The following is a 24271-nucleotide window of genomic DNA, read 5'->3' on the forward strand; positions in this document are numbered from 1 at the left end:
ACTATTATCTGAACTCTAACGCGATGATGTTCTTGCCGCCCTGGTTGGGACGGCGCTGGCCCAGCAAATTCAATAGATTGCCCAGCGACTGCTCGTAACCGTCGGCCGCTTCGGCCTGCCCGGAGAACTGCAGGCGGCCGTTATTCAGGCTGCCTTTCCCGCTCAACAGCAGCGGGCCTTTCAGGGAACTCAATACCAGCTGCGCCTGCTGGCCGCGCCAGTCCAGCGCCAGCTGGTAGCTGCCCAGCGGCTTCAGCGGCGACAGCCGCGAGGACATGTCGGCCATCTCCAGCGTGGTGCGGCCGTTCACGTCCATGCGCTGGCCGGCCAGGGCCAGCTCCAGCGTGGTCCACGACAGCCGCAGGCGGCCGCTGGGCGCCAGCGTGTTGAGCGGCGCGCCCAGGCCCGCCAGGCCGTCGGCGGGCAGCAGCAAGGCGGACGGACTCAACTGCCACTGCTTCCAGCTGCCCTTGAAACTGACCGGCTGCGCCAGCGCCTGCTCGTTCGACAATTCCATGTCGACCATGCCCAGCAGCGACAGCGGCGACAGCTTCCACGCAAAGCGCCCCGGCAGCAGCGGCGTCACCGCGCCATTGCTGCTGGCCGCGCCGCCGATGAAGGCGGAGCCGCGCCACAGCGTACCCTGCGCGTCGCCCAGCGTCAAACGGCCGCCGCTGCGGCTTTCCACCGCGTCCGCCACCCAGGCGGCCGGGAAGAAGGACAGCACCGCCAGCAGTACGCCCAGCAGCACCGCCAGCAACCATAGCACGGCGCGCTTCATCGGCCCCCGCCGGCCTGGCGCAGCGTGATGGCGGCGTCCACCACGCCGGGCGTGGCCTGGCCGGTGACGACGGCTTCCTGCACCATCACGGCGCTGTCGCGGCGCTGCGCGTCCAGCCAGGTGACCAGCGCGGCAAAGGCCACGCCCTTCAGCTCCAGCTTGGCGTATTCGCCGGTGAGATTGAGCGATTGCGGCTTGAGGCCGGCCGCGTTCAGGCTGGCGGTCAGCGCGTCGCGCGACATGGGCGGCGCCTGCACCGGCGGCTTGGCCGCCAGCTCTGCGGCGGTGCGCGCCAGCGCTTTCAGTTCTGCCACGTCCTGGCGCAGTTGCGGCAGCGCCTTGCGCAGCGCTTCACGGCCGTCCAGCGCGGGCGCCACCAGCAGGCTGTACGCCAGCGCCAGCCCGACCACGGCGCCGCCGATTGTCAGCATGCGGCGTTCCTGCTCGCTGCGTTCATTCCAGAAGGCGGACGCGCTGTCGCGCAGTTGCTGGATCTTCGTCATTGCCGCGCTCATGCCTTGCCTCCGCCATTGCCACTGCTGTTGCCGCCACTCTTGCCACCAGTTTTTATCTGCCACACCCCGGGCGCCGTTTCCGCTAGCGCCAGGCCGCGCGCGGACAAGGCGCCCTGCAGCTGCTGCAAGGTGGCCGCGTCGGCGCTGTTGGGTTTGAGCTTGATGACCAGGCTGCGCTCGCGGAATTCCATCGAAGCCACCACGTCGCGCTTGCCGCTGGCGGTCAGCGCTTCGCCGAAGGCGGCGCTGATGGCGGTGAACTCGTCGGCGCCGACGTCGCCGCTGCCGGCCTTGGCGGCGGCGATGTTCTTGCGCATCTGCGCGGCTGGATCAAGGATCACGGTTTCTTTCGGATAGGCGGCGCGGAAGATCTGCACCATGGACTCGCGCATCTCCCTGGCCTCGCCCTTCATGCGCAGCCATTCAATATTGAGCCCGGCCAGGTTGACCGCCACGGCCAGCAGCGCCAGGCGCAGCGGCCAGCGCCAGCGCTGCCAGGCGCGCGACTGCGCGCCGGTGGCGCCCAGGCTGGCGGCCAGGTCCGGCGCCACCACGCCCTTGGCGCTCTTGGCGGCGGACACCCAGTGCGCCCAGTGCTCGCTTTCCAGCGCAACGTGGCTGGCGGATTCGGCCAGCGGCTGGAACTGCGGCAGCAGCGCGGCCGGCAGGTACACCGTCAGCGGCGCATCGCCGGCCAGCGCACGCAGCATGTGCAGCGCCGCTTCCGGCTGCGGGCCGACGGTCAGGCCCAGGCCGTCCTGCGGGCCTTTGCGCAGGGTCAGTTCCAGGCCGCTGTCGGTCTGCGTGAGCGCGGCCGAGGCGCCGCCGGGGGCCAGCGGCAAGCACAGTTGGGCGGGCAACGCGGAGATCGATTGGGCGCCCTGCGCCACCAGCGTCTTCACCAGCACTTCCAGCCAGCTGCGCTGCACCACGGCCACGGTGCGGGTGCTGCCGTCCTGGGTGGAGGTCAGCGGCGCGAGGGCCAGCACGCAGTCGGCCGGGTCGCCCAGCACCTGGTCTTCCACCAGCGCGGGCAGCGCGGCCTTAAGGCGCGCGCTCGAAAGCGGCGGCACCGGCACATGCAGCAGCGTGACGTCGGCGGCGGCCAGCAGCAGCACCACGCGGCGCGCGGAGGCCACCAGGTCGGCCAGGTTGCCGAGCGCGGAGGCGCCCTGCTGCATCACATTGCCGCCGTCGCCCACCATGGCGAAATGGCAGGCAGGTGCAGTGCCGGCATCGGCGGCCGCCCTGGCTGGATAGCGGATGTATAAAGTCGTCAAAGAAGAATCTCGCTTTCGTTGGTGCTACTCAATTCGAGCTGCTTAAATTTCCCGCATCCATTGCAGCGTGGGTGCTTTCGGGGCGCGGAATATTAGCGACTGCGCATCCAGCGCCGCCCGGTCCAGTTTCACATGGGTGAGCACCAGGAAGTAATCGCTCTTGATGTCCACCTCCAAGCCAGCCGGCAGCGACCTGCCGTTTTGCGCCAGGGCGCCAGTGAAAGCCGACACGCCGATAAAAGGCGTGCGCAGCCGGAACTGCACCAGCGTGGCCGCCTCCGATACCGAATAGTTTTCCACCAGCGACGCCAGCACTTCGGGCGGCGCCGTGTTCACATTCACCTTGCTACGGCCCGGCAACACGATCACGAACTCGCGCAGCTTCTCCACCGCCTGCGGCGTAAAGCCCGCTACCGCCAGCAAATCCTCCACCCTTATCAGCTCGAGCGGCTCGCGGCTGCTGACGGAAGACTGCGGAGCGCCCCCGCTCGGACTCGGGTTGGGTGCGGCGGGCTGGCTAAGCGCCACCTCATCCGCAACCGCCTGCGCCAGGCCGGGGTTCAGCTGCAAATGCTGCAGCAGGCGCTGGAACACCTTCGTCTGCACCGGATCCGCCACGCCATTCGCTGCAAGATTGGTCAGATTGTAACGCGCCTGCGCGTCGGTGATGCGGCCGGACAGGGTGGCGTCGAACTTTTCATTGGCTACCCGCTCGCGCTCCACGTAATCGTCCAGCCGCGTTTCGGCCAGCGGCGTGGCCCAGGCCCCGGTTTCGGTGGTCATGTTCGGGTTGTCGATGCGGTCCTGCTGCAGGATCAGGCGCGCCCAGTCGAGACCGCCGCGCAGTATCCATTTGGTTTGCAAATGCAGGCGCTGGTTCTCCATGGAGCGCACCTGCACCTGCTGCTGCCAGAACAGGCTGGCCACGATGGTGACGGCCAGCGTGGTCAGCAGCAGCGCCGTGATGACGGCGACGCCGCGCTGGCGGTGCAGGCGCGGCGCCATCACTTCTCCCCCATCAGGAAGGCTTTGACCAGCGGGCCGGCCTGGCCTTGCAGCTGCAGCGACAGTTCCAGGCCGTCCAGGTCCTGCACGGCGGTGTTGGCCGCAGCTTTCTGTTCCTGGCTGGACTGCACGCCCGTCACCGCCTGCCAGCCGCCGTCGCGCCAGCCGCGCACGGCCATGCTCTCCACGCCGCTCTGCAGCGCCACGCCGGGCGTGGCGTCGCTGTCGCTGATGGCGGCGGCCCACAGCGCGTCCAGCTGCAGCAAGTCGCGCACGGCGCGCGACTCGCGGCGCGTGAGCACGCCGTCGCGGATGCGGTAGGTCACCACCTGCAGGCGCGAAGGCTCGCTCTCGGCCAGCACGGTGCGCACAAAGATCATGCGGTCGCTGTCGGCCGCCAGGGTTTCGCGCGAACGCAGCTGCTTGCGCACGGCGCGGTGCTCCATGTCGCTTTGCAGCTGGGCCAGCGCCAGCTGGATGCCGCGCGTCTGCTCCATCTGCTCGGTGAGCGCCTGGCGCGAACGGACGATGCCGTCCAGGCCGCGCCAGCCCAGCACGGCGACGATGGCCAGCACCGCCACCGCCACCAGCAGTTCGATCAGCGTAAAGCCGCGCGCGCGGCGCAGAGGGTATGCGGGGGCCATCGTCATTCCAGCAGCTTCAGCTGCACCAGCTTGATGATGAGGCGTTCCGGCTGGCGCTCGTCGAACACGCTGACCTCCACCCGGCGCAGGCGCGGGTTGGGGCTGGCGATCACCTCTTCCTGGCACATCAGTTTCAGCTCGCCCTGCGGGCATTCGAAGGTGGTCTTGCCGATGTTGGGGAATTGCTTGTTCAGGCTCAGCTGCACCAGGCGGTTCTCGGCCGACCAGGTGGCCATCATGGCGGCGCGCAGGCCGTCGCTGTTCTGGGTCAGGCTGCCGACCGCGCGCATGGACGCGCCCAGCGCGGTGCCGACGATGACCAGGGCCACCAGCACTTCCAGCAGGGTGAAGCCGCGTGCGCGGGGTGGGAATTTCGGCATTGTCATCTCAATCCACCGTGAAATGGCCGATGCCGTCGGCGCGGATGGCAACGCTGATGTCGCCGCTGGCCATGGTCAGCACAAAGGGCTTGTCCACCGGCTCGCGGCCGAAGACGATGCGCAGCGTGTCGCCCGGCACCGTGGAGGCGGGCTCGAGCAGCATGGTCACGGGGCTGTTCTTGAATTCGCGTTCGCGCAGCAGGTCGTCCTGCCCGTCTTTCGTGACCGGCTCCCACACGCGCTGCTCATTGCGCACCAGGAAGCGGTAGCTCTCCGGCCCCGCTTCGAAGGCCACCAGGCGGTTGCGCACGATGGCTTCGTCGCGCGCCAGCTGCAGCAGCAGGGCCACGCGCTGCGCTTCCTGCTGCATGCCCTGGCGCCGGCTGGGCGCCGCGTTCAGCGACACCAGCCCCAGCGTGATGCCGGCAATGACCAGCACCACCAGCAGCTCGATCAGCGTAAAGCCGCGCTGCGGTTGGGTAAAACGCGCGGCGACCATGGCAGAAGCTTAGTTGTCCCAGGAGCCGATGTCGGCATCGTCGCCGGTGCCGCCGGGCTGGCCGTCGGCGCCCAGCGAGAACACGTCGATCTCGCCGCGCACGCCGGGCGACAGGAACTGGTAGGCGTTGCCCCACGGGTCTTTCGGCATCTTCTCCAGGTAGCCGCCGGCTTTCCAGCCATTCGCGGCCGGGCCGGTGGTGGGCTTGGTCAGCAGCGCCTGCAGGCCCTGCTCAGTGGTCGGGTAGCGCTGGTTATCCAGCTTGTACAGTTTCAGCGCCTGCATCACGGTGGCGATGTCGACCTTGGCGGCGGCGACTTTCGATTCGCCGGTGCGGCTCAGCAGCTTGGGCACAACCAGCGCCGCCAGCACGCCCATGATCACCACGACCACCATGATCTCGATCAGGGTGAAACCGCGCGCGCGGCGCTTGGCGGGGAGTGTTACGTTTTGCATAGACAGGACACTTTTCAGGTGAGAGTGCGGAAGTATAAGGCTTAATCACGCGCTGCGGGCGGCCTTGCGGTGCATACCGGACAGGCTTCGTTGCGGCCGATTTGGATGCTGGTCCATTCCATGCGCAAGCCGTCCAGCAGCAGCAGCCGGCCCGACAGCGGCTCGCCGATACCCATCAGCAGCTTGAGCGCCTCGGCCGCCTGCATGGCGCCGACCACGCCCACCAGCGGCGCGAACACGCCCATGGTGGAGCAAGCCACGTCCTCGAAGGGCTGGTCTTGCGGGAACAGACAGGAATAGCAGGGCAGCGCCGCGCCGCGCGGATCGAACACGCTGATCTGTCCGTCGAAGCGTATCACCGCGCCGGACACCAGCGGCACGCCGTGCGCCACGCAGGCGCGGTTGACGGCATGGCGGGTGGCGAAATTGTCGGTGCAGTCCAGCACCACGTCGGCGGCGGCCACCAGCTCGGCCAGGCGGGCGTCGTCCGCGCGCTCGACCAGCGCTTCGATGTCGATGGTGGGATTGATGGCGGCCAGCGTGGCGCGCGCCGACTCGGCCTTGGGCTGGCCCACGCGCGCCATGGTGTGGGCGATCTGGCGCTGCAGATTGGTCAGGTCCACCGTGTCGTGGTCGATGATGGTCAGCTTGCCCACGCCGGCCGAGGCCAGGTACATGGCGGCCGGGGAGCCCAGGCCGCCCGCGCCTATCACCAGCGCGCGCGCGCCGAGCAGCCGCTGCTGGCCTTCGATGCCGATTTCATCAAGCAGGATATGGCGCGAATAGCGCAGCAGCTGGCTGTCGTCCATCGCCTTATTTCTTCTGCGGCTTGGCCGGCGCGTCCTGTTTCACGGGGGCTTCGGGCTTGGCCGGCTTGGCCTCGGCTTCCAGGTCGCGCGCTTTTTCGGTTTTCGACAGCTGCACCGGCAGGCCCTTGAAATGGTTCAGCGCCTGCGCCAGCTGGAAGTCGTCCTTGCTGCCGAACTCGACCGGCTTGCGGTTCTTGGACAGCGCCAGGATGCGCTGCTCCTCCTCCAGCTCGTCGTGCACCGGCGGCGAGGGCAGCTCGGCGTCGTCCTTGTTGTTCAGGTGCTTGACCAGGTCGGCCTCGCGCAGGCGCAGGCTGTTCAGGCCGTCGCCCTCGGCGGTCTCGTCGACCAGCATGTCCGGCACGATGCCGCGCGCCTGGATGGAGCGGCCGTGCGGCGTATAGTAGCGCGCCGTGGTCAGCTTGACGGCGGTGTCGGCGGTGAGCTGGCGCAGCGTCTGCACCGAGCCCTTGCCGAAGGTCTGCGTGCCCATCACCACGGCGCGCTTGTAGTCCTGCAGCGCGCCGGCCACGATCTCGGAGGCCGAGGCGGAGCCGGAATTGACCAGCACCACCATGGGCACGTTCTTCAGCGCGGCCGGCAGCTTGGCCAGCGGGTCGCTATTGGCGCGGCCGGAATAGTATTCGGGGCGGGCGTAGAAAGTCTGCTTGGAGTCGGCCAGCTGGCCGTTGGTGGACACCACCACCGCGTCCTTGGGCAGGAAGGCGGCCGACACGCCGATGGCGCCCGGCACCACGCCGCCCGGATCGTTGCGCAGGTCCAGCACCAGGCCCTTGATGCCGGGGTTCTGCGCGTACAGATTGCCCAGCTTGCGCGCCATGTCGTCCACGGTGGGCTCCTGGAACTGCGACACGCGCAGCCAGGCGTAGCCCGGCTCCACCATCTTCGCTTTCACGCTCTGCACGCGGATCTCTTCGCGCACGATGGGCACGATGATGGGTTTGTCCTCGCCCTTGCGCGACAGCGTGAGCACGATCTTGGAGTGCGGCTCGCCGCGCATTTTCTTGATGGCGTCGTCCAGCGACAGGCCGCGTATTGGCGTGTTGTCCAGGCGGGTGATCAGGTCGCCGGCCTTGATGCCGGCCTTGAAGGCGGGCGAATCCTCGATCGGCGACACCACTTTGACGTAGCCGTCCTCGATGCCCACTTCGATGCCGATGCCGACAAACTTGCCCTGCATGGTCTCGCGCATCTCCTTGAAGGCCTTCTTGTCCAGATAGACCGAGTGCGGATCAAGCGAGGCCACCATGCCGGAAATGGCTTCGGTGACGAGCTTTTTCTCGTCCACGTTCTCCACGTAGTCGGACTTGATGAGGCCGAACACGTCGGACAGCTGGCGCAGCTCCTCCAGCGGCAGCGGACTGCCCGGCGCCTTCTGTGCCACAGCGGAAAACTGCAGGGAGGCAGCCACGCCGGCCACCATGCCCAGGCCGATCAGGCCGAAATTCTTGAACTTGTTACCCATGTTTCTTCCGCTGTGTTGGACTGTCAGAATTTGACCCAGCTGGCCGGATCGAATTCCTTGCCCTTGTGCCTGAGTTCAAAGTATAAACCCGATTCCTCGTTGCCGCCGGTGTTTCCGGCTGCCGCAATGACCTCGCCGGCCTTGACCACGTCGCCCACGCGGCGCAGCAGGGACTGGTTGTTGGCGTACAAGCTCCAGTACTGGCCGCCGTGGTCGACAATGATGAGATTGCCGAAACCGCGCAGCCAGCTCGCATGCACCACGCGGCCGCTGGCCACCGTGTGCACGTCGGCGCCCTCGGCGGCGCGGATGAACATGCCTTTCCAGCTGGGGCCGTCGCCGCGCTTGCTGCCGAAGCGCGCCGCCACCTTGCCCGCCACCGGCGGACGCAGCTGGCCCTTGAGCGCGGCGAAGGCGCCGTCCGGCATGGCGGGGGCCAGGGCGATGTCGGCCTTGCGCGCCGGCGGCTCGTCCTTCACCGCCGCCACTTTCGATTCGTCCACTTCGATCGGTTCCAGCTTGCCGCCCTCGTTCGCGGGCGCGGTCTGCGGCGGCGTCACGGCCGCCGGCGGCAGGGGCAGCGGCGCCGGTTTCGGCTTGCCTTCGGCCTTGGCGATGCGTTCGCGCTCGGCCTGCTCGGCCCTGGCCTTGGCCAGCGCGTCGGCGCGCGCCCTGGCCTGTTCGCGCGCTTTGGCCTGCGCCAGCGCGCGCGCTTCCGCGTCGGCCTTGGCCTTGGCGGCCTTGGCGGCGGCCACGCGCTCGAGCCGCGCCTGCTCGGCGGCGGCCGCTTTGGCTTGTTCTTCGATCAGCTTGCCCAGCTTGTCCACCAGGCCGGCCATGCGCTGTTCGTCCTGCGCCACCTTGCCGGCCTCCTTGCGCTGCGCCACCAGGCGCTGCGACAGGCTGGCCAGCACGCTGGCGCGCTTGGCTTTTTCCTTGACCAGCAAGTCCTTCTGCTGGCGTTCTTCCTGCGCGATTTCCTCCAGCTCGTCGCGCGCGTTCTGCGCGTCGGCCTGGTTCGCTTCCACGGCGCGCAGATTGGCGCGCAGCGATTCCAGCAGCCGCGCCTGGGCCTGCGACACATAGGCCATCAGCTGCAGGTCGCGGTTGATGCGGTTCGGGTTGTCCCCGGACAGCAGCAGCTTGATGCGGTCCTCATTGCCCGCCACGTATTGCTCGCGCAGCAGCTTGGCCAGCTGCTGCTTCTGCTGCTCCACCGTGGCCTGCAGGCGCGCGCGCTCCGCGCCCAGCGTTTGCAGCCGGACGTTGGTTTCGGATTGCTCCTCGGCAAGCTCGCGCAGGCTGCGGTTAGCGTTCGAAATCGCCTCTTCGGACTCGGCCAGCGTGTCGGCCGCATCCTCGCGGGCGCTCTCGGTCTGGCCGATATCGCGCCGCAGCGCATTGAGCTTTTGCTGCAGGCCGGCGCGCTCGGCTTCGGCTTGCAGCTTCTGCTTGCTGCGCTCGGTGGGCTTGGCCGGGGCCGCGTGGGCAGCCGGGACGGCCGCCAGCAACAGCACGGCCAACGCCAGCGCGCCCGCGCGGCGGGTAAGGTGGAACAGCGGCATCAGCGGTTTACTTGGCCTTGCCCTGGTTGGCGACCGCAGCCTGGGCGGCGGCGATGGCGGCCGGGTCGCCCAGGTAGTAGTGGCGGATCGGCTTCAGGTCGGCGTCCAGCTCGTACACCAGCGGCTGGCCGTTGGGGATGTTGAGGCCGACGATGTCGCTGTCGCTGATGCCGTCGAGCATCTTGATCAGCGCGCGCAGGCTGTTGCCGTGGGCCGAGATGATGATTTTCTTGCCGGCGCGGATGGCCGGGGCGATTTCCTCGTCCCAGGCCGGCATCACGCGCGCCACGGTGTCCTTCAGGCATTCGGTCAGCGGGATGCTGGCTTTCGGCAGGCCGGCGTAGCGCGGGTCGTTGAAGGAGGTGCGGTCGTCGCCCGCTTCCAGGGCCGGCGGCGGGGTGTCGTAGCTGCGGCGCCATACCAGCACCTGCTCGTCGCCGTATTTGGCGGCGGTCTCGCCCTTGTCCAGGCCCTGCAGCGCGCCGTAGTGGCGCTCGTTCAGGCGCCAGTCATGCTTGATTGGCAAGTACATCATGTCCATTTCGTCCAGCGCCAGCCACAGCGTGCGGATGGCGCGCTTGAGCACCGAGGTGTAAGCCAGGTCGAAGGTGTAGCCCTCCTGTTTCAGCACTTGGCCGGCGGCCTTGGCTTCGGCCACGCCTTTCTCGGTCAGGTCGACATCGGTCCAGCCGGTGAAGCGGTTTTCCAGGTTCCAGGTGGATTCGCCATGGCGCATGAAGACAATTTTGTACATAAGAACGATCTATAAAGTGTGAAAAAATCTGCGGGAGGCAGCGTTTCAGCCTCGGTTCAGCTTCTATTTTATAATGCGCGCATAACCTTAAACCATTGGAACACCGTGAAATTCCTTTTAGATCAAATTTTTCTTATTGGTATCGTCGCTCTGTCGGGCGGCGCACTGCTGTGGCCGGTACTGACCCAGCGCGGCAAAAAAGTGTCGCCGGCCGAAGCGGTGCAGTTGATAAACCGCGCCAAGACCACCATCTTGGATGTGCGCGAGGCCAAGGAGTACGCCGAGGGCCACTTGCCGGACGCCAAGCATATCCCGGCGGGCGAGCTCAAGCAGCGCATGGCGGAACTGGACAAGTTCAAGAACCGCACCGTGGTGGTGGTGTGCCAGAAGGGCGCGCGCGCCTTCGGCGCCGCCAAGCTGCTGGCAGGCGCCGGCTTTGAGAACGTGGTGGTGCTGGAAGGCGGCCAGTCCGCCTGGCAAACCGCCGGCCTGCCGCTGGCCAAATAACCAAGGATAGCAAGATGACAGCCTCCGTAACCCTGTACAGCACCGCCGTGTGCCCCTATTGCGTGCGCGCCGAGCGCCTGCTGGAAGCCAAAGGCGTGACCGGCATCAACAAGATCCGCGTCGACCTCGATCCCGAGCAGCGCGTGCTGATGATGCAAAAAACCGGCCGCCGCACCGTGCCGCAAATTTACATTGGCGACACCCATGTGGGCGGTTTCGACGATTTGTATGCGCTCGATCAAGCCGGCGGCCTGGACCCCTTGTTAAAAGGCTGACCGCCCTCAAATTGGTTTTGCTACAATTGCTGCGCATTTGCGCGGGCGTCCTTCCGGATGCGCGCGCGGATAACCTAACTGCGGGCGGTTCCGCCGCTCTTTTCCAATATATGAAAGCGCACCATGTCTGACGAAAATCTGCAACCAGTCTTCCAAATCCAACGCGTCTACCTGAAAGACATGTCGCTGGAACAGCCGAACTCCCCAGCCATTTTCCTGGAACAGGAAGCGCCTGCGATCGAAGTCGCGCTGGACGTGGCTGCCGAGCCGCTGGCTGAAGGCATCTTCGAATCGACCGTCACCATCACCGTGACCGCCAAGATCAAAGACAAAGTCGCTTTCCTGGTTGAAGGCAAGCAAGCCGGTATCTTCGAAGCGCGCAACATTCCAGCCGACCAGCTGGACCCGCTGCTGGGCATCGGTTGCCCGAACATCGTGTACCCATACCTGCGCGCCAACATCGCCGACATGATCACCCGCGCCGGCTTCCCGCCAGTGCACCTGGCCGAGATCAACTTCGAAGTGTTCTACCAGCAGCGCCTGCAAGCGCTGGCTGAGCAGCAAGCCGCTGCCGCAGCACCGACCGAAGGTGCGGCGCACTAATTGCATTCGCATTAAGATGCAGTATCGGCGGTGCGCGCGGCGCGCCGCCTTCTCAAAGGCCGGCAGCGGCCTTTGCGTTTTTTCTCCCCCGAATTCTGAGCAGAGGCCCGGTATGACACTGTCCCGATGGATCGCAGGCGCAGCCCTGCTGCTGGCCGCCACGGCCGGGCAGGCGCTGGACTTCAAATCGGTCGGCGCGGCCCCGGCCATCCTGTACGACGCGCCGTCCACCAAGGGCGGCAAGCTGTTCGTGGCGCCGCGCGGCATGCCGCTGGAAGTGGTGCTCAGCTATGGCGACTGGGTCAAGGTGCGCGACGCCAGCGGCGACCTGGCCTGGACCGAGTCCAAGGGCCTGAGCGCCAAGCGCACCCTGGTGGTGCGCGCGGCCAACACCAAGGTGCGCGCCAGCGCCGACGACAGCGCCGCCGCCGTGTTTATCGCCGACAAGGGCGTGCTGCTGGAGCTGGCCGAACCGGCCGCCGGCGGCTGGATCAAGGTGCGCCACCGCGACGGCCAGTCCGGCTATGTGAAAAGCAGCGAAATCTGGGGCATTTAAGGAAGATTCATGGCTCACCATCAACATGCCGCCGGCGCGCGCCGGATCAGCGTGCTCGGCGCAGGCGCCTGGGGCACGGCCGTGGCCATGGCGCTGGCCGCCCGCCACGACGTTTTGTTGTGGGGGCGCAACAGTGCCGCCATGCATGAGATGGCCGCCGCGCGCGACAATCTGCATTACCTGCCCGGCCACCCCTTCCCCCCCGGTTTAACCATCGGCGCCGATTTCGACGCCGCCCTGGCCCACGGCAGCGACCTGCTGATCGCGGCCTGCCCGGTGGCCGGCCTGCGCCCGCTGCTGGAACAGCTGAAGGGCCGCGCCATTCCCAAGCTGGTCTGGCTGTGCAAGGGCTTCGAGTACGGCACCGGCCTGCTGCCGCACCAGATCATGCGTGAAGTGCTGGGCGACAGCGTGCCCGGCGGCGCCCTGTCCGGCCCCTCCTTCGCGCAGGAAGTGGCGCGCGGCCTGCCATGCGCGCTGACCATCGCGTCCAGCTCGGCCGAACTGCGCGACTGCGTGGTGGCGGCCATGCACGGCGGCAATGTGCGCGTCTACAGCAGCGCCGATCTGGTGGGCGTGGAAGTGGGCGGCGCGGTCAAGAACGTGCTGGCCATCGCCACCGGCGTGGCGGACGGCCTGGGCCTGGGCCTGAACGCGCGCGCCGCGCTGATTACGCGCGGCCTGGCGGAAATCACGCGCCTGGGCACGGCGCTGGGCGGGCAGGTGGAAACCTTTATGGGCCTGACCGGCATGGGCGACCTCATCCTCACCTGCACCGGCGACCTGTCGCGCAACCGGCGCGTAGGCCTGGGCCTGGCGCAAGGCAAGGCGCTGGACACCATCGTCAATGAGCTGGGCCATGTGGCCGAGGGCGTGCCCTGCGCCAAGGCCGTGCGCGACCTGGCGGCCCGCCTGGGCGTGGACATGCCGATCACCAACGCGGTGGCCGGCGTGCTGTTCGACGGCGACCAGCCGCAGGCCATGGTGGCCAAATTGCTGGCGCGCGATCCGCGCGGCGAAGCCAGCTTGCCTATTTGAAACGTTAAATATTGTTCTGCTATTTCTTACAGAAGCGAACAAAATAAATCTCATTTCCTGCTGAAACGTGCCGTAGTTCTGTGCGACACTATTCAGTATGCCGCGCAGCAATTCCGGCATCTTCCTTTTTTTTTAAGAAGACACTTGGCAATGAGACATTCCCGCACGTCCGTCCCAGCAGCGGTCTGCGCTGGCAACGAAATCCTCCCCGCCGACAGCCAGCAATCCCAGCAGCGCCGCCAGTTCATCAAGCTGATGTCGGCCAGCGCCGCCACGCTTGCGCTGCAGGCCTGCGGCGGCAGCGCAGACAGCGCGGCCGCCGGCGCCAGCCTGGCCGGTCCCGCGCCGGCTCCCGAGCCGGCCACGCCGCCCGTCAAGACCGCCTCCGGCGGCAGCAGCGCCCCGTCCGCCCTGGCGCCGGCCAGCGCTCCGCCCGTGTGGAGCCTGATCCCCACGCTGACGTTTACGCAAGGCGTGGCCAGCACGATTTCCATTTCCAAATACGTCAAGAGCGCCAGCGGCGGACCGCTGGCCATCGCTCTGAACAGCGTCGCGCTGCCGCCCGGCGTGACGTACAACGCCAGGACACTGTCCTTCGTCTACGACGGCATCGGCGCGGCCAGCAGCAATGATGGCCATGTGCTGACCGCCAACGACATCTAAGGAACAGCGCCATGGCCCAGTCCTCCTCCAATCCCTTCACCATCCAGGTGCAGGCGCCAGCGGCCGGCTTCGCGTCTTTCACGCTGAGCTCGGCCGTCGGCGGCGCCAGCCTGCCGTTCACGCTGGGCCAGGCCTTCCGCCAGGGCCAGGTGCCGGCCGGCAAGCTCGTCGGCAGCAGCCTGCCCGGCCTGCAGGTAACGCCCAAGAACACCTGGCCGGACGGCTCGCTCAAGTTTGCCATCCTGTCCGGGCGCGCCACGCTGGCGGCCAATACCGCCAAGACCTACACGCTGACCGCCGCCGGCACCGCCAGCACCGCCGCCGCGCTCGGCACGGCCGCGCTGCGCACCACCGGCATCACCGCCGCCGTCAGCGCCGGCAGCTACGGCACGGCCAGCTGGTCCGGCGCCGACTGGGACGCGCCGTTCTCGGCCTGGGTGGCCGGACCGGAAATGAGTTCCTGGATTTACCGCAAGCCCATCGGCAGCGACGCCCACCTGGTGGCGTGGCTGGAAGTGCGGCTGTACGCGGGCGGCGCGGTGGAAGTGCTGCCCTGGGTGGAAAACGGCTACCTGAAAGTGGCCGGCCCCACCAGCAAGAGCGCCACCTACGGCTTTACGCTGGGCGGCACCCAGCGCTTCAGCGCGGCCATCGACCTGCCCCACCATTGCCGCACCGTGCTGCTGCAGGGCACGGCGTTCAGCCACTGGCTGGGCAGCGACCCGCGCGTGGCGCCCAGCCACGACAAGACCTATCTGCAGGCCACCCGCCTGGTGCCCAACTACCGCGCGGCCGTGCCCGCCAACGCCAGCGCGTGGAACGGCCTGGCCAGCAGCTACAGCCCCTTGCAGCAAAGTAATTACGCCGAGGCCATGGGCCAGACCGGCTACCATCCCGGCATCGGCCTGCTGCCCGAGTGGGATGTGCTCTATCTGGCCAGCAACGACGCGCGCGCCCTGCCCGGGGTGCTGGTCAACGCCTACAGCGCGGGCCGCTACCCCATCCACTACCGGGACGAAAACAGCAACCGTCCGCTGCGCTTCTCCAGCCACCCCAACCTGGTGCTGGGCAACAACAGCGGCATTTCCGGCACAGGCAGCTCCAGCACCGGCAACTACACGCCAACGGCCGGCGGCACCGGCGCGCCGGTATGGGACTCGCCGCACCACCCGTCCGTGGGCTACACCGCGTACCTGCTGACCGGGCGCTACTACTTCATGGAGCAGGTGCAGTTCTCCGCCACTTTGCACTACCTGAAGAACACCGACAATTACCGCCTGTACGCGGGCGGCGTGTTCCAGTCCGCCGCCGGCTCGAACACCGTGCGCGGCGCGGCCTGGTCGCTGCGCACGCTGGCCCAGGCGCTGTGCGCCACGCCGGACGGCGATACCTTGCTGCGCAATGAGCTGGCCGCGTCCCTGGCCGCGAATGTGGACTGGTACCACAGCATCTATATCGCCAAGGTCAACAACACGCAGGGCTGGGTGTCGCCGTACAGCAATTATGCCGACGGCAGCGGCAAATACATGGAAGCGGCCTGGCAGCAGGACTTTTTCACCGCCGCACTGGGCTACGCGATCGACCTGGCGCCGGCGCTGCCGAGCGCCTCGCTCACGCGCCTGAGCGCGCTGTTCGCGTGGAAGGCCAGGAGCATCATCGGACGCCTGGGCGGCACCGGCGACAACGAATACCTGTACTGCGACGCGGCCGTCTACACGGTGGCGGTGGCGCCGGCCAACAAGGCCGACTTCTACGACGGCACCGGCCCGTGGTACGCCAGCTGGGGCGATGTGTACGCCGCCACGGCGGGCGTCCGCAACCCCGGCGTCGGCGGTCCGCTGCGCGGCGCCTACTTCCCCGACCCCACCAGCTACTGGGGCAATTTGCAGCCGGCCATCGCCTACGCGGTGCAGCACGGCGTGCCGGGGGCGCAGGCCGCCTATGCCCGCATGACCGGCGCCAGCAACTGGAATCAAATCGTCTCCGGCTGGAACAGCCAGCCCGTCTGGGGCGTGGCGCCGCGCGCAGACTAAGGAACCACCATGTCACAAGCTTCTTCCAACCCGTTTACCATCACAGTGCGGGCGGCGGTCCAGGCGGCGCGCCCGGCCTGGATGCCGCCGGCCGGCTATTTCGCCGACGTCCCCATGCGCAACACGCCGAACGACGTGGTGCCGTCCATCTACGTGGCCGACAACTACCTGATGAACAATCCCTTCGCGCTATGGGGCGGCAGCGCCGTCCTGCGCGACTATAGCGAACTGGGCGCGCAGGTGTTCTACTCGGGCGGCCACGAGTCCGCCGGCGGCCTGCCCAACTACCAGTTCTCCCTGATCTGCGATTTTTCCAGCCTGAGCTGGCGCACCGCCAACGTGCCGCTGCAGAGCAACCGCTCAGATTCTTTCGTGGCAGGCTACGCGCCGGACGGCACGCCGTATTGCCCGCACAGCTACCTGGGGCTGCAGGAACTGCCTGCCGCCTGGGGCGGCGCGGCGCAAGGCACGCTGGTGTCCTTTTTCTGGGCCGGATCGAGCTACGCCAACCGCATTAATCTGCTGGATGTGTCGCGCCCCAGCCGGGGCTACACCACCATGGCCACGCGGCAGGCCCAAAACGCCGACCCGGGCATGATACGGTTTTCGCCCACGGCGCAAGGCGGCAATTACCCGATCACCGTGATGGACGAGCAGCGCAAGGGCTGGTGGGTGGCCGTCAACGGCCCGGTCAGCTACACCCTGTTTGTCGACAAGGCCGGCGCGATCACGCAGTATCCCGCGCTGGGCGGCAACCTGGGCAACGGCGCCATGGTGCTGTGCCCGTCGCTGCAGCTGCTGATCGCCATCGACGGCGGCTATGCCAGCGGCACCTACGCCGACCTGAACTACCGCACCCTGTATGTGCGCAACCTGGCCACCGGCGCGGTCACGCGCACCAGCACCAGCGGCAGCGTGCCCTCGCTCACTTTCGGCTACGACGGCAGCGCGGTGCCCAACTTCCACCGCATGGACGTCATGGGCCTGCAATGGGTGGAGGAGCTGGGCTGCATCGTCGGACTGGACCAGTCCGAGCAGCCGCCCAGCGTGGTCAAGCTCAGTCCGCCCGCCACCAATCCGGCCACCAATCCTTGGACGTGGAGCAAGGTTGCGCTCCAGCACTGGCCTTCCGACAGCAAGGGCCAGGCGACGATACAGACGGCGGCCAACGGCTACTGGTCCAAATTCCGCTGGGTGCCCAGCTTGCAGGCCTTCGTGGTGTGCGGCAGCAGCAATACCAAGCCGCAGGTGATCAGGCTCACCTGAGGCGCGGCAGCAGGACCACGCCGGCCGCCAGCAGCAGTGCAAACAGCACGCCTGCCCAGCGCAGGCCCTGCCAGAAGCGGCGCCGCGGGCGGAAATAATCCTGCAGCGCCGCCTCGTGCTTGACCATCAGGCTGGCGATGCTGTGCCAGCCATACAGCGACACGCGCGACAGCCCGGCCGCCGCGCGCTGCTCGCTGAGTTCCTCGGCGCGGTCCTGCAGGGCGACATTGTCTTGCGTGGTGGTCAGGATGATGAGTTCCTCGACCGCGTGGGGATAGCTGTCGATCTCGCGCACCGCCGCGTCCAGATTGGCAATGCTGAGCGACTTGCCGAAGCTGCGGCTGCGGCCTTTGCACTGCAGCAACATCACCTTGCCGTTCGGCAGCTTGGCCCAGGCGTCGGCGCCATGCTCGCGGTGGTCCGGCGGCCCCCAGCGTTCAAACTGCACGCCATGCACGGCCGACATCAGGCTGCGGCTCAGGCAGTCGAAGTCCTGCCAGCTGGCAGGCTTGGCAAATTCAGCGGCGATACGGCCCATGTTAATCCCTGGAAGAAACTGTCATTTTTATCATGTGAAAATGACATTTTTCCTACAGGAAGTCAAGAATGGCCGGGCACCGCCGGCCTGCGGCGTCGCTTATTTGTCTATCTTCACCAGCGGCTGGTCTTTCGCCACCAGGTAGGTGGCCAGTTCGCCGGCGTTGCCCTTGCCGACATTGGTGGCCACATGCATGGCGCCGGCCGGGATGAAGACCGCGTCGCCGGCCTTCAGCGTGACGTTCGGGCGGCCTTCGATCTCGTATTCCAGCGTGCCTTCCAGCACAAACGCGATTTCCTCGCCCGGATGCGCATGGCGGGGCGAGCGCGCGCCCTCGGCGAAGTCCACGCGCACCTGCAGCACTTCGCGGCCGGGAACGCTCAGGTCGCTTTTCAGGATATCGCTGCGTTTCAAGCCCTGCATCTGCGCCTGCGCCGGCAGCGCCAGCAGCGCGCTGCCGGCGATCATTGCTGCGGCCATCATGGTTGGTAAGGTTTTCATTTGACTGTCCTTTTGCGGTTGACTGGATCGGAATCGATGCCATGCCGCATTAGACCGCTGCCGTGTATCGGCCTTGTGTCGCGAAAAGAGGCCGGAGAAGTCGCAGTGTATCAATGGCCGTGGCCGACACACGGCGATACACTGCGGGACGAAATGCGATCAAGGCTGCTTGTTTGAGCAAGGTCCGGAATGCAAAAAGCCCAGCCATATAGGCTGGGCTTTTTCGTATCTGGTGCCGACTGCCGGTTTCGAACTGGCCACCTGATGATTATAAATCGCTGGGAATCAGGTTTCCCATGATTTCCCATACCTGTCTAAAAACGCCTCCCTCATAGGGCGAATCGGCACTTTCGCCCATTTTCTTGCCGCAAAACTTGCCGATGGTTTCCCTTAATTTGCTAGAATCTGCCTACACAGTGCCTACATGGGAGAGCAGCAGGTGGCGAAGGTCAATTTCACAGCCGACCGGGTCGCATCGTTTCAGTGCGAGTCAGGCAAGCAGCAGAGCATTATGTGGGATGCGAAGACGCCTGGCCTTGGGCTGCGCGTCACCGGCGCCGGCGCGCGCTCGTACATCTTCGAAACCCGACTGCAGGGCAAAACCATCCGCATCACAATCGGCGACGTCCGGACCTGGACGGTGGCGAAGGCACAAGCCGAGGCTACTCGCCACAAAGCGCAGACCGACCAAGGCATCGACCCGCGTCAAGTGCGTGCCGAGCAGCATGCAGCCCAGGAGGCGGTAAAAGTCGAGACTGCGGCGGCGGTGCTGCGGGACTCCGTCACTGTCGGTGCCGCGTGGCCTATCTATGTCGCGGAGCGCACGCCGCACTGGGGCGAGCACCAGATATCGGCACATCGAAAGATAATTCAGGCTGGCGGGGAAGCGCGTAAGCGTAGCCCGAAGCCGACCAAGCCAGGGCCGCTTTCCACACTGGCCGGCGAGCGTCTGGTGGACCTGACGGACGCGCGCATCGAGGCGTGGGCGAAACTGGAAGCGCAGACCCGCCCATCGAGCGCGCGACTGGCGATGCGCTTGCTGAAAGCGTTCCTGAACTGGTGCACCGCCCATCCGCAATATTCGGCCATCGTTACCAGAAACGCCGCCAAGAGCGCCAAGGCGCGCGAACTACTCGGCAAGCCGAAAGTGAAGCATGACCTGCTGCAGCGCGAGCAGCTGGCAGCCTGGTTCGGTGAAGTCCGCAAGATAGGCAATCCGGTCATCGCTGCCTACCTGCAGACCCTCCTGATGATTGGCGCCCGCCGCGAAGAGGTGGCCGGGCTGCGCTGGGCCGATGTGGATTTTCAGTGGGGCAGCATGAAGCTGGGCGACAAGGTGGAAGATTTCCGTATGGTGCCGCTCACACCGTATGTTGCGCACCTGCTGGCTGCGCTGCCGCGCCGGAATGAGTGGGTTTTCAGCAGCCCGAGCGCCGAATCGGGTAGGCTGGCCGAGCCGCGTATTGCCCATAACGAGGCGGTGGCCGCAGCAGGCCTGCCGCACCTCACCTTGCACGGCCTGCGCCGCAGCTTCGCGACGTTGAGCGAATGGGTGGAGACGCCGGCGGGCATCGCGGCGCAGATTCAAGGCCACGCTCCGCAGGGCGTGCGCGAACAGAACTACATTCGCCGGCCGCTGGACCTTCTGCGGAAGTGGCACGTTAAAATTGAGGACTGGATGCTAGAGCAGGCCGGCATCCAGTTCCAACCAGCGCCAGCAGGATTGCGCGTGGTAACGGCCGCCTGACCGCATCAGGCACGATTTACGCTGCAGCCTACCTTTAGCGGGGGAAAAGTCGGCTCCTTCACCGACCTGGTTGCAGCACCCACTCCATGAAGGCGACACCTGAAGGGGTGCCAATGAATGACGACGATGAGGAGGCGGCTCTCCCTGAGCCATTTCCAGCTTGGTGCGTTCCGCGCCGAGCAAAAGATATGTTACATGGCAGTGCCCTGTTCGTCCGCGACATGCTTGCCCACGACCATGACGGCCTGTATCAAATGTACGGCATCCGCCCTGAGGAAGCCGCGCAGTCCCTTCACTACGTAGAGCTGGCTGCACTACGGGCATGGGGTATCGATGAAATGCTGGAAGCAGTCGCCGCAGTGCCGAATCAGGCGTCCGGGGACGCAGCGTTACGCCGGCGCATCGCGATGGCTATGAAATCGGAAGCCGCGCCTGACTTTATTCACCCTGGTGATGCAGTATTGTTGTTGGAGCGTTCAGGCTTGATGCTGGCTGATGAACTGCGTGATGCAGTTGTGCGCACAAGCCTGCACTTCAGTGGGCCAGATGGCTTTTCGCTGGATGACGAGAATCGCTTTAGACGGTTGCACGGCAAGACCCCATTCCCCAATGCTGTCGAGCCCCCCATCAAGGACATCGAATCGGGCTTCTTACCATTAAGCAGCGATGAGGTACGCCCTTCGGATAAGGCTCCTGAGCAATCCATCGTACATAGAACGAGGAACCGCGTGCGTTTGCTCGATGCTGAAATCCTAAGAGCAAAGGTTGTCGCCGGAACAAATGACCATCACGCTGTGTGGACAGCATTGAAAGAAATGGCGCTTCAATCCATCTCGCCATTTACTGGCGAAGTGGATGGCGAAAAAGGCTTGGCGTATTCGAAAGAAAAAGGGATTGGGTACCTGTCAAAGGATGCACTGCGCAAGCGAATGGCGAAAGAAGGCGACGACGGATAGCGCCCGATAGCGCCCGATAACGGCCTGCTACGCCCGGTAGCGCCCGCCCATATCGGAGAAAATCAACATGCGGGAAATCATGCACTCATACCGTGAAAACGGGCTGAATAGGAGCGCATCGAATGTCCGCAATTTCCATCCCGCCAGCATTGGCCACCGTCGCGCAAGGCCGCGACCACATCACCACATCCGAGTTTGCCCGCGCCATGTGCTGCGCAACGCAGACTGCATTGAAAAATCACTGTATCAGAGGTGAATGCTACGGTGTGCGCCCCATCAAGCGCGGCAAGCTGCTGCTGTGGCCTGTCGCTGAGGTGGCCCAGGCACTGAGCGGAGCTGCGTAATGGACCGCCCACCACGGGGCAACCGCTCAAAGAAAAAGTCCGGCCGCCGCCAAGCAGAACCGGACCTCTTCGAAACAGCAATTCCAGCTGCGAACTCTACCACACCTGTACGTTTTGCAGGCACCGACAATCCGCGCTATTTGCGCGCGCTGCACGCGCTGATGCTGCGCCCGGTACCGCGCGAACACCTGGACAGCGTTGCCGGTTGCAGCAACGGCCCAGACTTGATTCTCCACCTGCGTGACCTGGGCTTAGGACACGCCGGCTTGCCGTGCACGATGATTCCAGACCGCGACCGCGACGGAGAGCGCATCAGGCGCGGCGTCTACCACCTGACCGAAACCGGCCGCCGCGCCATCAGCGCCTGGTTGCGACTACGCGACCGGAAAGCGGGCGAATGACCGATTCGCTGTACCTGCGACTCAAGAGCTTGAACACGCGCAGCGTGCGCGGCGTCACGTCCCCCAAAAACATCATCCGGGTGGCGGCCATGCACAACCTGCGCGAGATTCAGGCAGAGCTGGGCGCCAGCGCCGCCAGCGGCATCAATCCCGCCCGCACGCGCTTGAACTACCAGCTGCGCGGCCCGGTAACCGCCGACGAGGTGGCCGGCCTGGCGCTGGCGCTGCTGGATAATGCCGGTGTAACTACGCTGCGCCGCGATGCGTGCATGGCGCTGGAACTGGTCGTGAGCCTGCCGGCCAACACCGCCATCGACCACCGCGAATACTTCGTCGCCGCCGTCGCTTGGGCGGATGGGTATTTCAACGTCCCTATCCTAAGCGCCGCCGTCCATCTGGACGAAGCCGCGCCGCATTGCCACATCCTACTATTGCCGCTGGTCGCTGGCCGCATGCAGGGCGGCGCGCTCGCCGGCGGCCCGGCCAAGATTCGCGCCATGCTGGCCGATTTCCAGCTGCAGGTGGCTCTGCGCTTCGGCATAACCCACCAGCCGCGCGCTAAGCGCCTCAGCAAGCCCAACAGGGACGCGGCGGGGCGCATGGTGCTGGACGCGCTGCGCGCACACCCTGAACGCCTCAGCGAGCGCGCCATGCGTGATGCGCTTGTCGCCGCACTCGGCAGCCAAGCGGAGGCACTGGCACCATCAGCCGCCCACAGTTCGACGCAATGGGGCCGCGCGAACGCGCTATCCACATGCAGGGCGGCGGCCTTGTTGTGGACTGACCCCGACGCAGCACCATGCGGCGACCGCCGACGCGGCGGCCCGCTTACCGTTCCCATTTGCAAAGAAAGGCTTCACCATGAACCCCACTGAACGTATGACCGCCGCCCGGCCCGCCACTGCAGCGAAGCGCCAAGGCGAAATCGACCAGCACCAGTACTTGCTGGACAAGGCCGCGCGCCTGGCCCGCGAGGCTGCGGCAGCTCAAGCACAGCCGGCACCAGCGAAGCAACCGGCACAGCCAGCCGAAAGCGACACCGCGCGCCAGGCCCGACTGGTTGCCGCGCTGAACGCCGCGCGCGCCGGTGGCAGTCGCGGCTGACCACGCAGCGGCACAATCGGGCCGCTGCGCAGTTGTGGCCCGCCATCCAGCCCAGCCCCGCAGGCGAGCCGCGTTCGCGTCACCACGGCGCGATTCGTGGCCCTGCCGCGCATCTTGTTTGACCCACCTTGACGAAAACGAACCGATGGCAGCCCTTCCAACAGCAGTAATCATGCACATTGTCATAGAGCTGGCCTGCTTCGACTCGCCCGCCCAGGTCGCCGCCACCGTAAAGGAGAAATTCGGCGTACAGCTGAGCCGCCAGCGCATCGAGGCGTACCACCCGGAGCGCGCCGCCGGCGCCAGGCTGGGCGCCAAGTGGCGGACGCTCTTCTACGACACCCGCGCGCGCCTCTTGGCAAAGTTGGACAACATCCCCATTGCCTGCCGCTCCTACCGGCTGCGCGTACTGGACAGCGTAGCCGGACAGGCTGAGGAAATGGGGAACCTACAGCTAGCCATGCAGGTGCTGGAACAGGCGGCGCGCGAGATGGCGAGTTAGCTTCGCTTACGGACGTGCGGCCCGGCGCTGGGCTAGGTCATATGGCAAGACGTACAAATAGTCAATCAGCGCTTGAAGAAATTCTATAAGCTGGGAGGCGTCTGCATTGGATACTGTATCGATTGGGTCGAAGTGCGCACCGCTATTTCCAACAGCACGCACCTCTTTCGCCCAATCTGCCAGTGCCGGTTGGAGTAGCCCACTTGCAGCCATGTTGGCTAGCTGCTTTGCAAGCGGGTCTTTGGATTTTCCTCCTCCTTTATCGGTCGCGATTGCTTCAAGCGTCCGTCGGGCCATTACTGCCGCAGCGCGGGGGCAATTCGCAGAAAGGCATAAGACTGCTTCATTTAGCGCACTGGCAATTTCCGACGGGACTGCTTGATGCGCTGAGGAACCTGCAAGGGGCCACCAGTGAAAGCCGCGCCAAGAAACTTCCCCAACCAGCCGCTCGCCGCTCCCTTTTGTGTGTCCGCCTGTTAGTTGCTCCTCAAGTACCGCAATACCCTGCTCACAGTGACGACAAACGAGAACTGTCGCGCGCTCATGAAATACTGGCTCCCGGACACCGCCAGGATGCACCATATACCCTTCGCCGAAAGTGAGAGGAATGTTCCCTATTGACTCGAAGCTGGATTGCTTCTGGCACCTGGGGCATAGCCCCGATGGGTTTGTAGAGTCTGGGGCGCCGCTATGTTCAACGGGCATTGGCTCGCCACGCTCCCCCTTCGTTTTCTTGCGGAAATTAAACCCAAACATTTGCAATCCGATGTGATGTTGTCAATGATTCATAGAGTATCCATCGTAATCAATTTTGCTTCAAGTAAATACCATGGACTGTTCAGAGTAAGCGGATAGGTGCGCACCATCACGCCAAGTTTCGGAATACCCCACAAATGCGCCGCTCCTAGGGTGAAACACCAGATTTATGCGATAAAACCAGCGCCATATCTGAACGATTCTCGCGGATAGGTGCGCAGATTGGTGCGCATGTGCGCGCTGCGAACAATGGTATTCTGGCGGCTCACGGCCGCGCTGTCGGCCGCCCGGAGCAGCCGTGCGAGAC

30 protein-coding genes are annotated in these 24271 nt (G+C 65.7%); 15 read left to right on the plus strand and 15 right to left on the minus strand.

Annotation, left to right across the window (positions count from 1 at the left end):
• Window positions 1-4: 4 nt before the first annotated feature.
• From gspN to gpmA, 12 genes are read right to left on the minus strand one after another with little or no spacing between them, the layout of a single operon-like run.
• Window positions 5-781, minus strand: a complete 777-nt coding sequence (gspN, locus tag GTP77_RS23335; RefSeq protein ID WP_161074558.1) for a type II secretion system protein N — start codon at window positions 779-781, stop codon at window positions 5-7.
• Window positions 778-1296, minus strand: a complete 519-nt coding sequence (locus GTP77_RS23340; RefSeq protein WP_161074559.1) for a type II secretion system protein M — start codon at window positions 1294-1296, stop codon at window positions 778-780. The genes gspN and GTP77_RS23340 overlap by 4 nt, the downstream gene beginning before the upstream one ends.
• Window positions 1293-2576, minus strand: a complete 1284-nt coding sequence (gene gspL / locus GTP77_RS23345) for a type II secretion system protein GspL (RefSeq protein WP_161074560.1) — start codon at window positions 2574-2576, stop codon at window positions 1293-1295. Before gspL ends, GTP77_RS23340 begins: the two co-directional genes overlap by 4 nt.
• Window positions 2577-2618: 42 nt before the next feature.
• Complete coding sequence (gene gspK, locus GTP77_RS23350) at window positions 2619-3581, minus strand: type II secretion system minor pseudopilin GspK (protein WP_161074561.1); 963 nt, start codon at window positions 3579-3581, stop codon at window positions 2619-2621.
• Entirely contained in the window at window positions 3581-4225 is a 645-nt protein-coding gene (locus GTP77_RS23355) for a PulJ/GspJ family protein (protein WP_161074562.1), read from the minus strand. The genes gspK and GTP77_RS23355 overlap by 1 nt, the downstream gene beginning before the upstream one ends.
• A gap of 2 nt (window positions 4226-4227) precedes the next feature.
• The gene (gene gspI / locus GTP77_RS23360) at window positions 4228-4611 is read right to left on the minus strand and encodes a type II secretion system minor pseudopilin GspI (RefSeq protein WP_161074563.1); all 384 of its coding nucleotides are present in this window, start codon (window positions 4609-4611) and stop codon (window positions 4228-4230) included.
• Window position 4612: 1 nt separating this feature from the next.
• Complete coding sequence (gene gspH, locus GTP77_RS23365) at window positions 4613-5104, minus strand: type II secretion system minor pseudopilin GspH (RefSeq protein ID WP_161074564.1); 492 nt, start codon at window positions 5102-5104, stop codon at window positions 4613-4615.
• Window positions 5105-5113: 9 nt separating this feature from the next.
• Window positions 5114-5560, minus strand: a complete 447-nt coding sequence (gspG, locus tag GTP77_RS23370) for a type II secretion system major pseudopilin GspG (RefSeq protein ID WP_161074565.1) — start codon at window positions 5558-5560, stop codon at window positions 5114-5116.
• A 41-nt stretch (window positions 5561-5601) separates the two neighbouring features.
• Window positions 5602-6369: a HesA/MoeB/ThiF family protein gene (locus tag GTP77_RS23375; RefSeq protein ID WP_161074566.1), complete on the minus strand. Its 768-nt coding sequence runs from the start codon at window positions 6367-6369 to the stop codon at window positions 5602-5604.
• 4 nt (window positions 6370-6373) lie between these two features.
• A complete protein-coding gene (locus tag GTP77_RS23380; protein WP_161074567.1) occupies window positions 6374-7855 on the minus strand; it encodes a S41 family peptidase in 1482 nt (493 codons plus the stop codon).
• 23 nt (window positions 7856-7878) lie between these two features.
• On the minus strand, window positions 7879-9420 hold the full coding sequence (locus tag GTP77_RS23385; protein ID WP_161074568.1) for a murein hydrolase activator EnvC family protein: 1542 nt from the start codon (window positions 9418-9420) through the stop codon (window positions 7879-7881).
• Window positions 9421-9427: 7 nt separating this feature from the next.
• Window positions 9428-10174 carry a 2,3-diphosphoglycerate-dependent phosphoglycerate mutase gene (gene gpmA, locus GTP77_RS23390; RefSeq protein WP_161074569.1) on the minus strand — a complete coding sequence of 249 codons (747 nt, stop codon included), beginning with the start codon at window positions 10172-10174 and terminating at the stop codon, window positions 9428-9430.
• Between the two features lie 105 nt (window positions 10175-10279).
• On the opposite strand from gpmA, the gene GTP77_RS23395 reads away from it, so the two are divergent.
• From GTP77_RS23395 to GTP77_RS23430, 8 genes are all read left to right on the plus strand, one after another.
• Complete coding sequence (locus GTP77_RS23395; RefSeq protein ID WP_161074570.1) at window positions 10280-10681, plus strand: rhodanese-like domain-containing protein; 402 nt, start codon at window positions 10280-10282, stop codon at window positions 10679-10681.
• A 14-nt stretch (window positions 10682-10695) separates the two neighbouring features.
• Complete coding sequence (gene grxC, locus GTP77_RS23400; protein WP_161074571.1) at window positions 10696-10956, plus strand: glutaredoxin 3; 261 nt, start codon at window positions 10696-10698, stop codon at window positions 10954-10956.
• Between the two features lie 123 nt (window positions 10957-11079).
• The gene (gene secB, locus GTP77_RS23405; RefSeq protein WP_161074572.1) at window positions 11080-11559 is read left to right on the plus strand and encodes a protein-export chaperone SecB; all 480 of its coding nucleotides are present in this window, start codon (window positions 11080-11082) and stop codon (window positions 11557-11559) included.
• 112 nt (window positions 11560-11671) lie between these two features.
• Window positions 11672-12115: an SH3 domain-containing protein gene (locus GTP77_RS23410; protein WP_161074573.1), complete on the plus strand. Its 444-nt coding sequence runs from the start codon at window positions 11672-11674 to the stop codon at window positions 12113-12115.
• Between the two features lie 9 nt (window positions 12116-12124).
• Window positions 12125-13153 (plus strand): NAD(P)H-dependent glycerol-3-phosphate dehydrogenase, encoded by a 1029-nt coding sequence (locus GTP77_RS23415; protein ID WP_161074574.1) that lies wholly within the window; start codon window positions 12125-12127, stop codon window positions 13151-13153.
• A 150-nt stretch (window positions 13154-13303) separates the two neighbouring features.
• Entirely contained in the window at window positions 13304-13816 is a 513-nt protein-coding gene (locus GTP77_RS23420) for a hypothetical protein (protein WP_161074575.1), read from the plus strand.
• 11 nt (window positions 13817-13827) lie between these two features.
• Entirely contained in the window at window positions 13828-15849 is a 2022-nt protein-coding gene (locus tag GTP77_RS23425; protein ID WP_161074576.1) for a hypothetical protein, read from the plus strand.
• Between the two features lie 9 nt (window positions 15850-15858).
• On the plus strand, window positions 15859-17115 hold the full coding sequence (locus tag GTP77_RS23430; RefSeq protein ID WP_161074577.1) for a hypothetical protein: 1257 nt from the start codon (window positions 15859-15861) through the stop codon (window positions 17113-17115).
• Here GTP77_RS23430 and GTP77_RS23435 read toward each other — a convergent pair.
• The gene (locus GTP77_RS23435) at window positions 17108-17653 is read right to left on the minus strand and encodes a hypothetical protein (protein WP_161074578.1); all 546 of its coding nucleotides are present in this window, start codon (window positions 17651-17653) and stop codon (window positions 17108-17110) included. The two genes, GTP77_RS23430 and GTP77_RS23435, sit on opposite strands and share 8 nt — an antisense overlap.
• A 99-nt stretch (window positions 17654-17752) precedes the next feature.
• Window positions 17753-18154 (minus strand): cupin domain-containing protein, encoded by a 402-nt coding sequence (locus GTP77_RS23440; protein ID WP_161074579.1) that lies wholly within the window; start codon window positions 18152-18154, stop codon window positions 17753-17755.
• A 424-nt stretch (window positions 18155-18578) separates the two neighbouring features.
• On the opposite strand from GTP77_RS23440, the gene GTP77_RS23445 reads away from it, so the two are divergent.
• The 7 genes from GTP77_RS23445 (at window position 18579) to GTP77_RS23475 (ending at window position 23208) form a co-directional block, all read left to right on the plus strand.
• Complete coding sequence (locus GTP77_RS23445; protein WP_187358818.1) at window positions 18579-19901, plus strand: tyrosine-type recombinase/integrase; 1323 nt, start codon at window positions 18579-18581, stop codon at window positions 19899-19901.
• Window positions 19902-20014: 113 nt separating this feature from the next.
• Window positions 20015-20857 (plus strand): hypothetical protein, encoded by an 843-nt coding sequence (locus tag GTP77_RS23450; protein WP_161074580.1) that lies wholly within the window; start codon window positions 20015-20017, stop codon window positions 20855-20857.
• Window positions 20858-20979: 122 nt separating this feature from the next.
• A complete protein-coding gene (locus tag GTP77_RS23455) occupies window positions 20980-21201 on the plus strand; it encodes a hypothetical protein (RefSeq protein WP_161074581.1) in 222 nt (73 codons plus the stop codon).
• Window positions 21201-21602, plus strand: a complete 402-nt coding sequence (locus GTP77_RS23460) for a hypothetical protein (protein WP_187358819.1) — start codon at window positions 21201-21203, stop codon at window positions 21600-21602. The genes GTP77_RS23455 and GTP77_RS23460 overlap by 1 nt, the downstream gene beginning before the upstream one ends.
• Window positions 21599-22477, plus strand: a complete 879-nt coding sequence (locus tag GTP77_RS23465; RefSeq protein ID WP_161074582.1) for a plasmid recombination protein — start codon at window positions 21599-21601, stop codon at window positions 22475-22477. The genes GTP77_RS23460 and GTP77_RS23465 overlap by 4 nt, the downstream gene beginning before the upstream one ends.
• The gene (locus tag GTP77_RS23470) at window positions 22464-22706 is read left to right on the plus strand and encodes a hypothetical protein (RefSeq protein WP_161074583.1); all 243 of its coding nucleotides are present in this window, start codon (window positions 22464-22466) and stop codon (window positions 22704-22706) included. The genes GTP77_RS23465 and GTP77_RS23470 overlap by 14 nt, the downstream gene beginning before the upstream one ends.
• A 145-nt stretch (window positions 22707-22851) precedes the next feature.
• On the plus strand, window positions 22852-23208 hold the full coding sequence (locus tag GTP77_RS23475; RefSeq protein WP_260048891.1) for a DUF2280 domain-containing protein: 357 nt from the start codon (window positions 22852-22854) through the stop codon (window positions 23206-23208).
• Window positions 23209-23214: 6 nt separating this feature from the next.
• Here the strand turns inward: GTP77_RS23475 and GTP77_RS31285 are convergent, their stop codons facing one another.
• The gene (locus GTP77_RS31285) at window positions 23215-23964 is read right to left on the minus strand and encodes a DUF4145 domain-containing protein (protein WP_371869386.1); all 750 of its coding nucleotides are present in this window, start codon (window positions 23962-23964) and stop codon (window positions 23215-23217) included.
• Between the last annotated feature and the right edge of the window lie 307 nt (window positions 23965-24271).

Source organism: Pseudoduganella aquatica (assembly GCF_009857595.1).
GTDB lineage: Bacteria > Pseudomonadota > Gammaproteobacteria > Burkholderiales > Burkholderiaceae_D > Rugamonas > Rugamonas aquatica_A.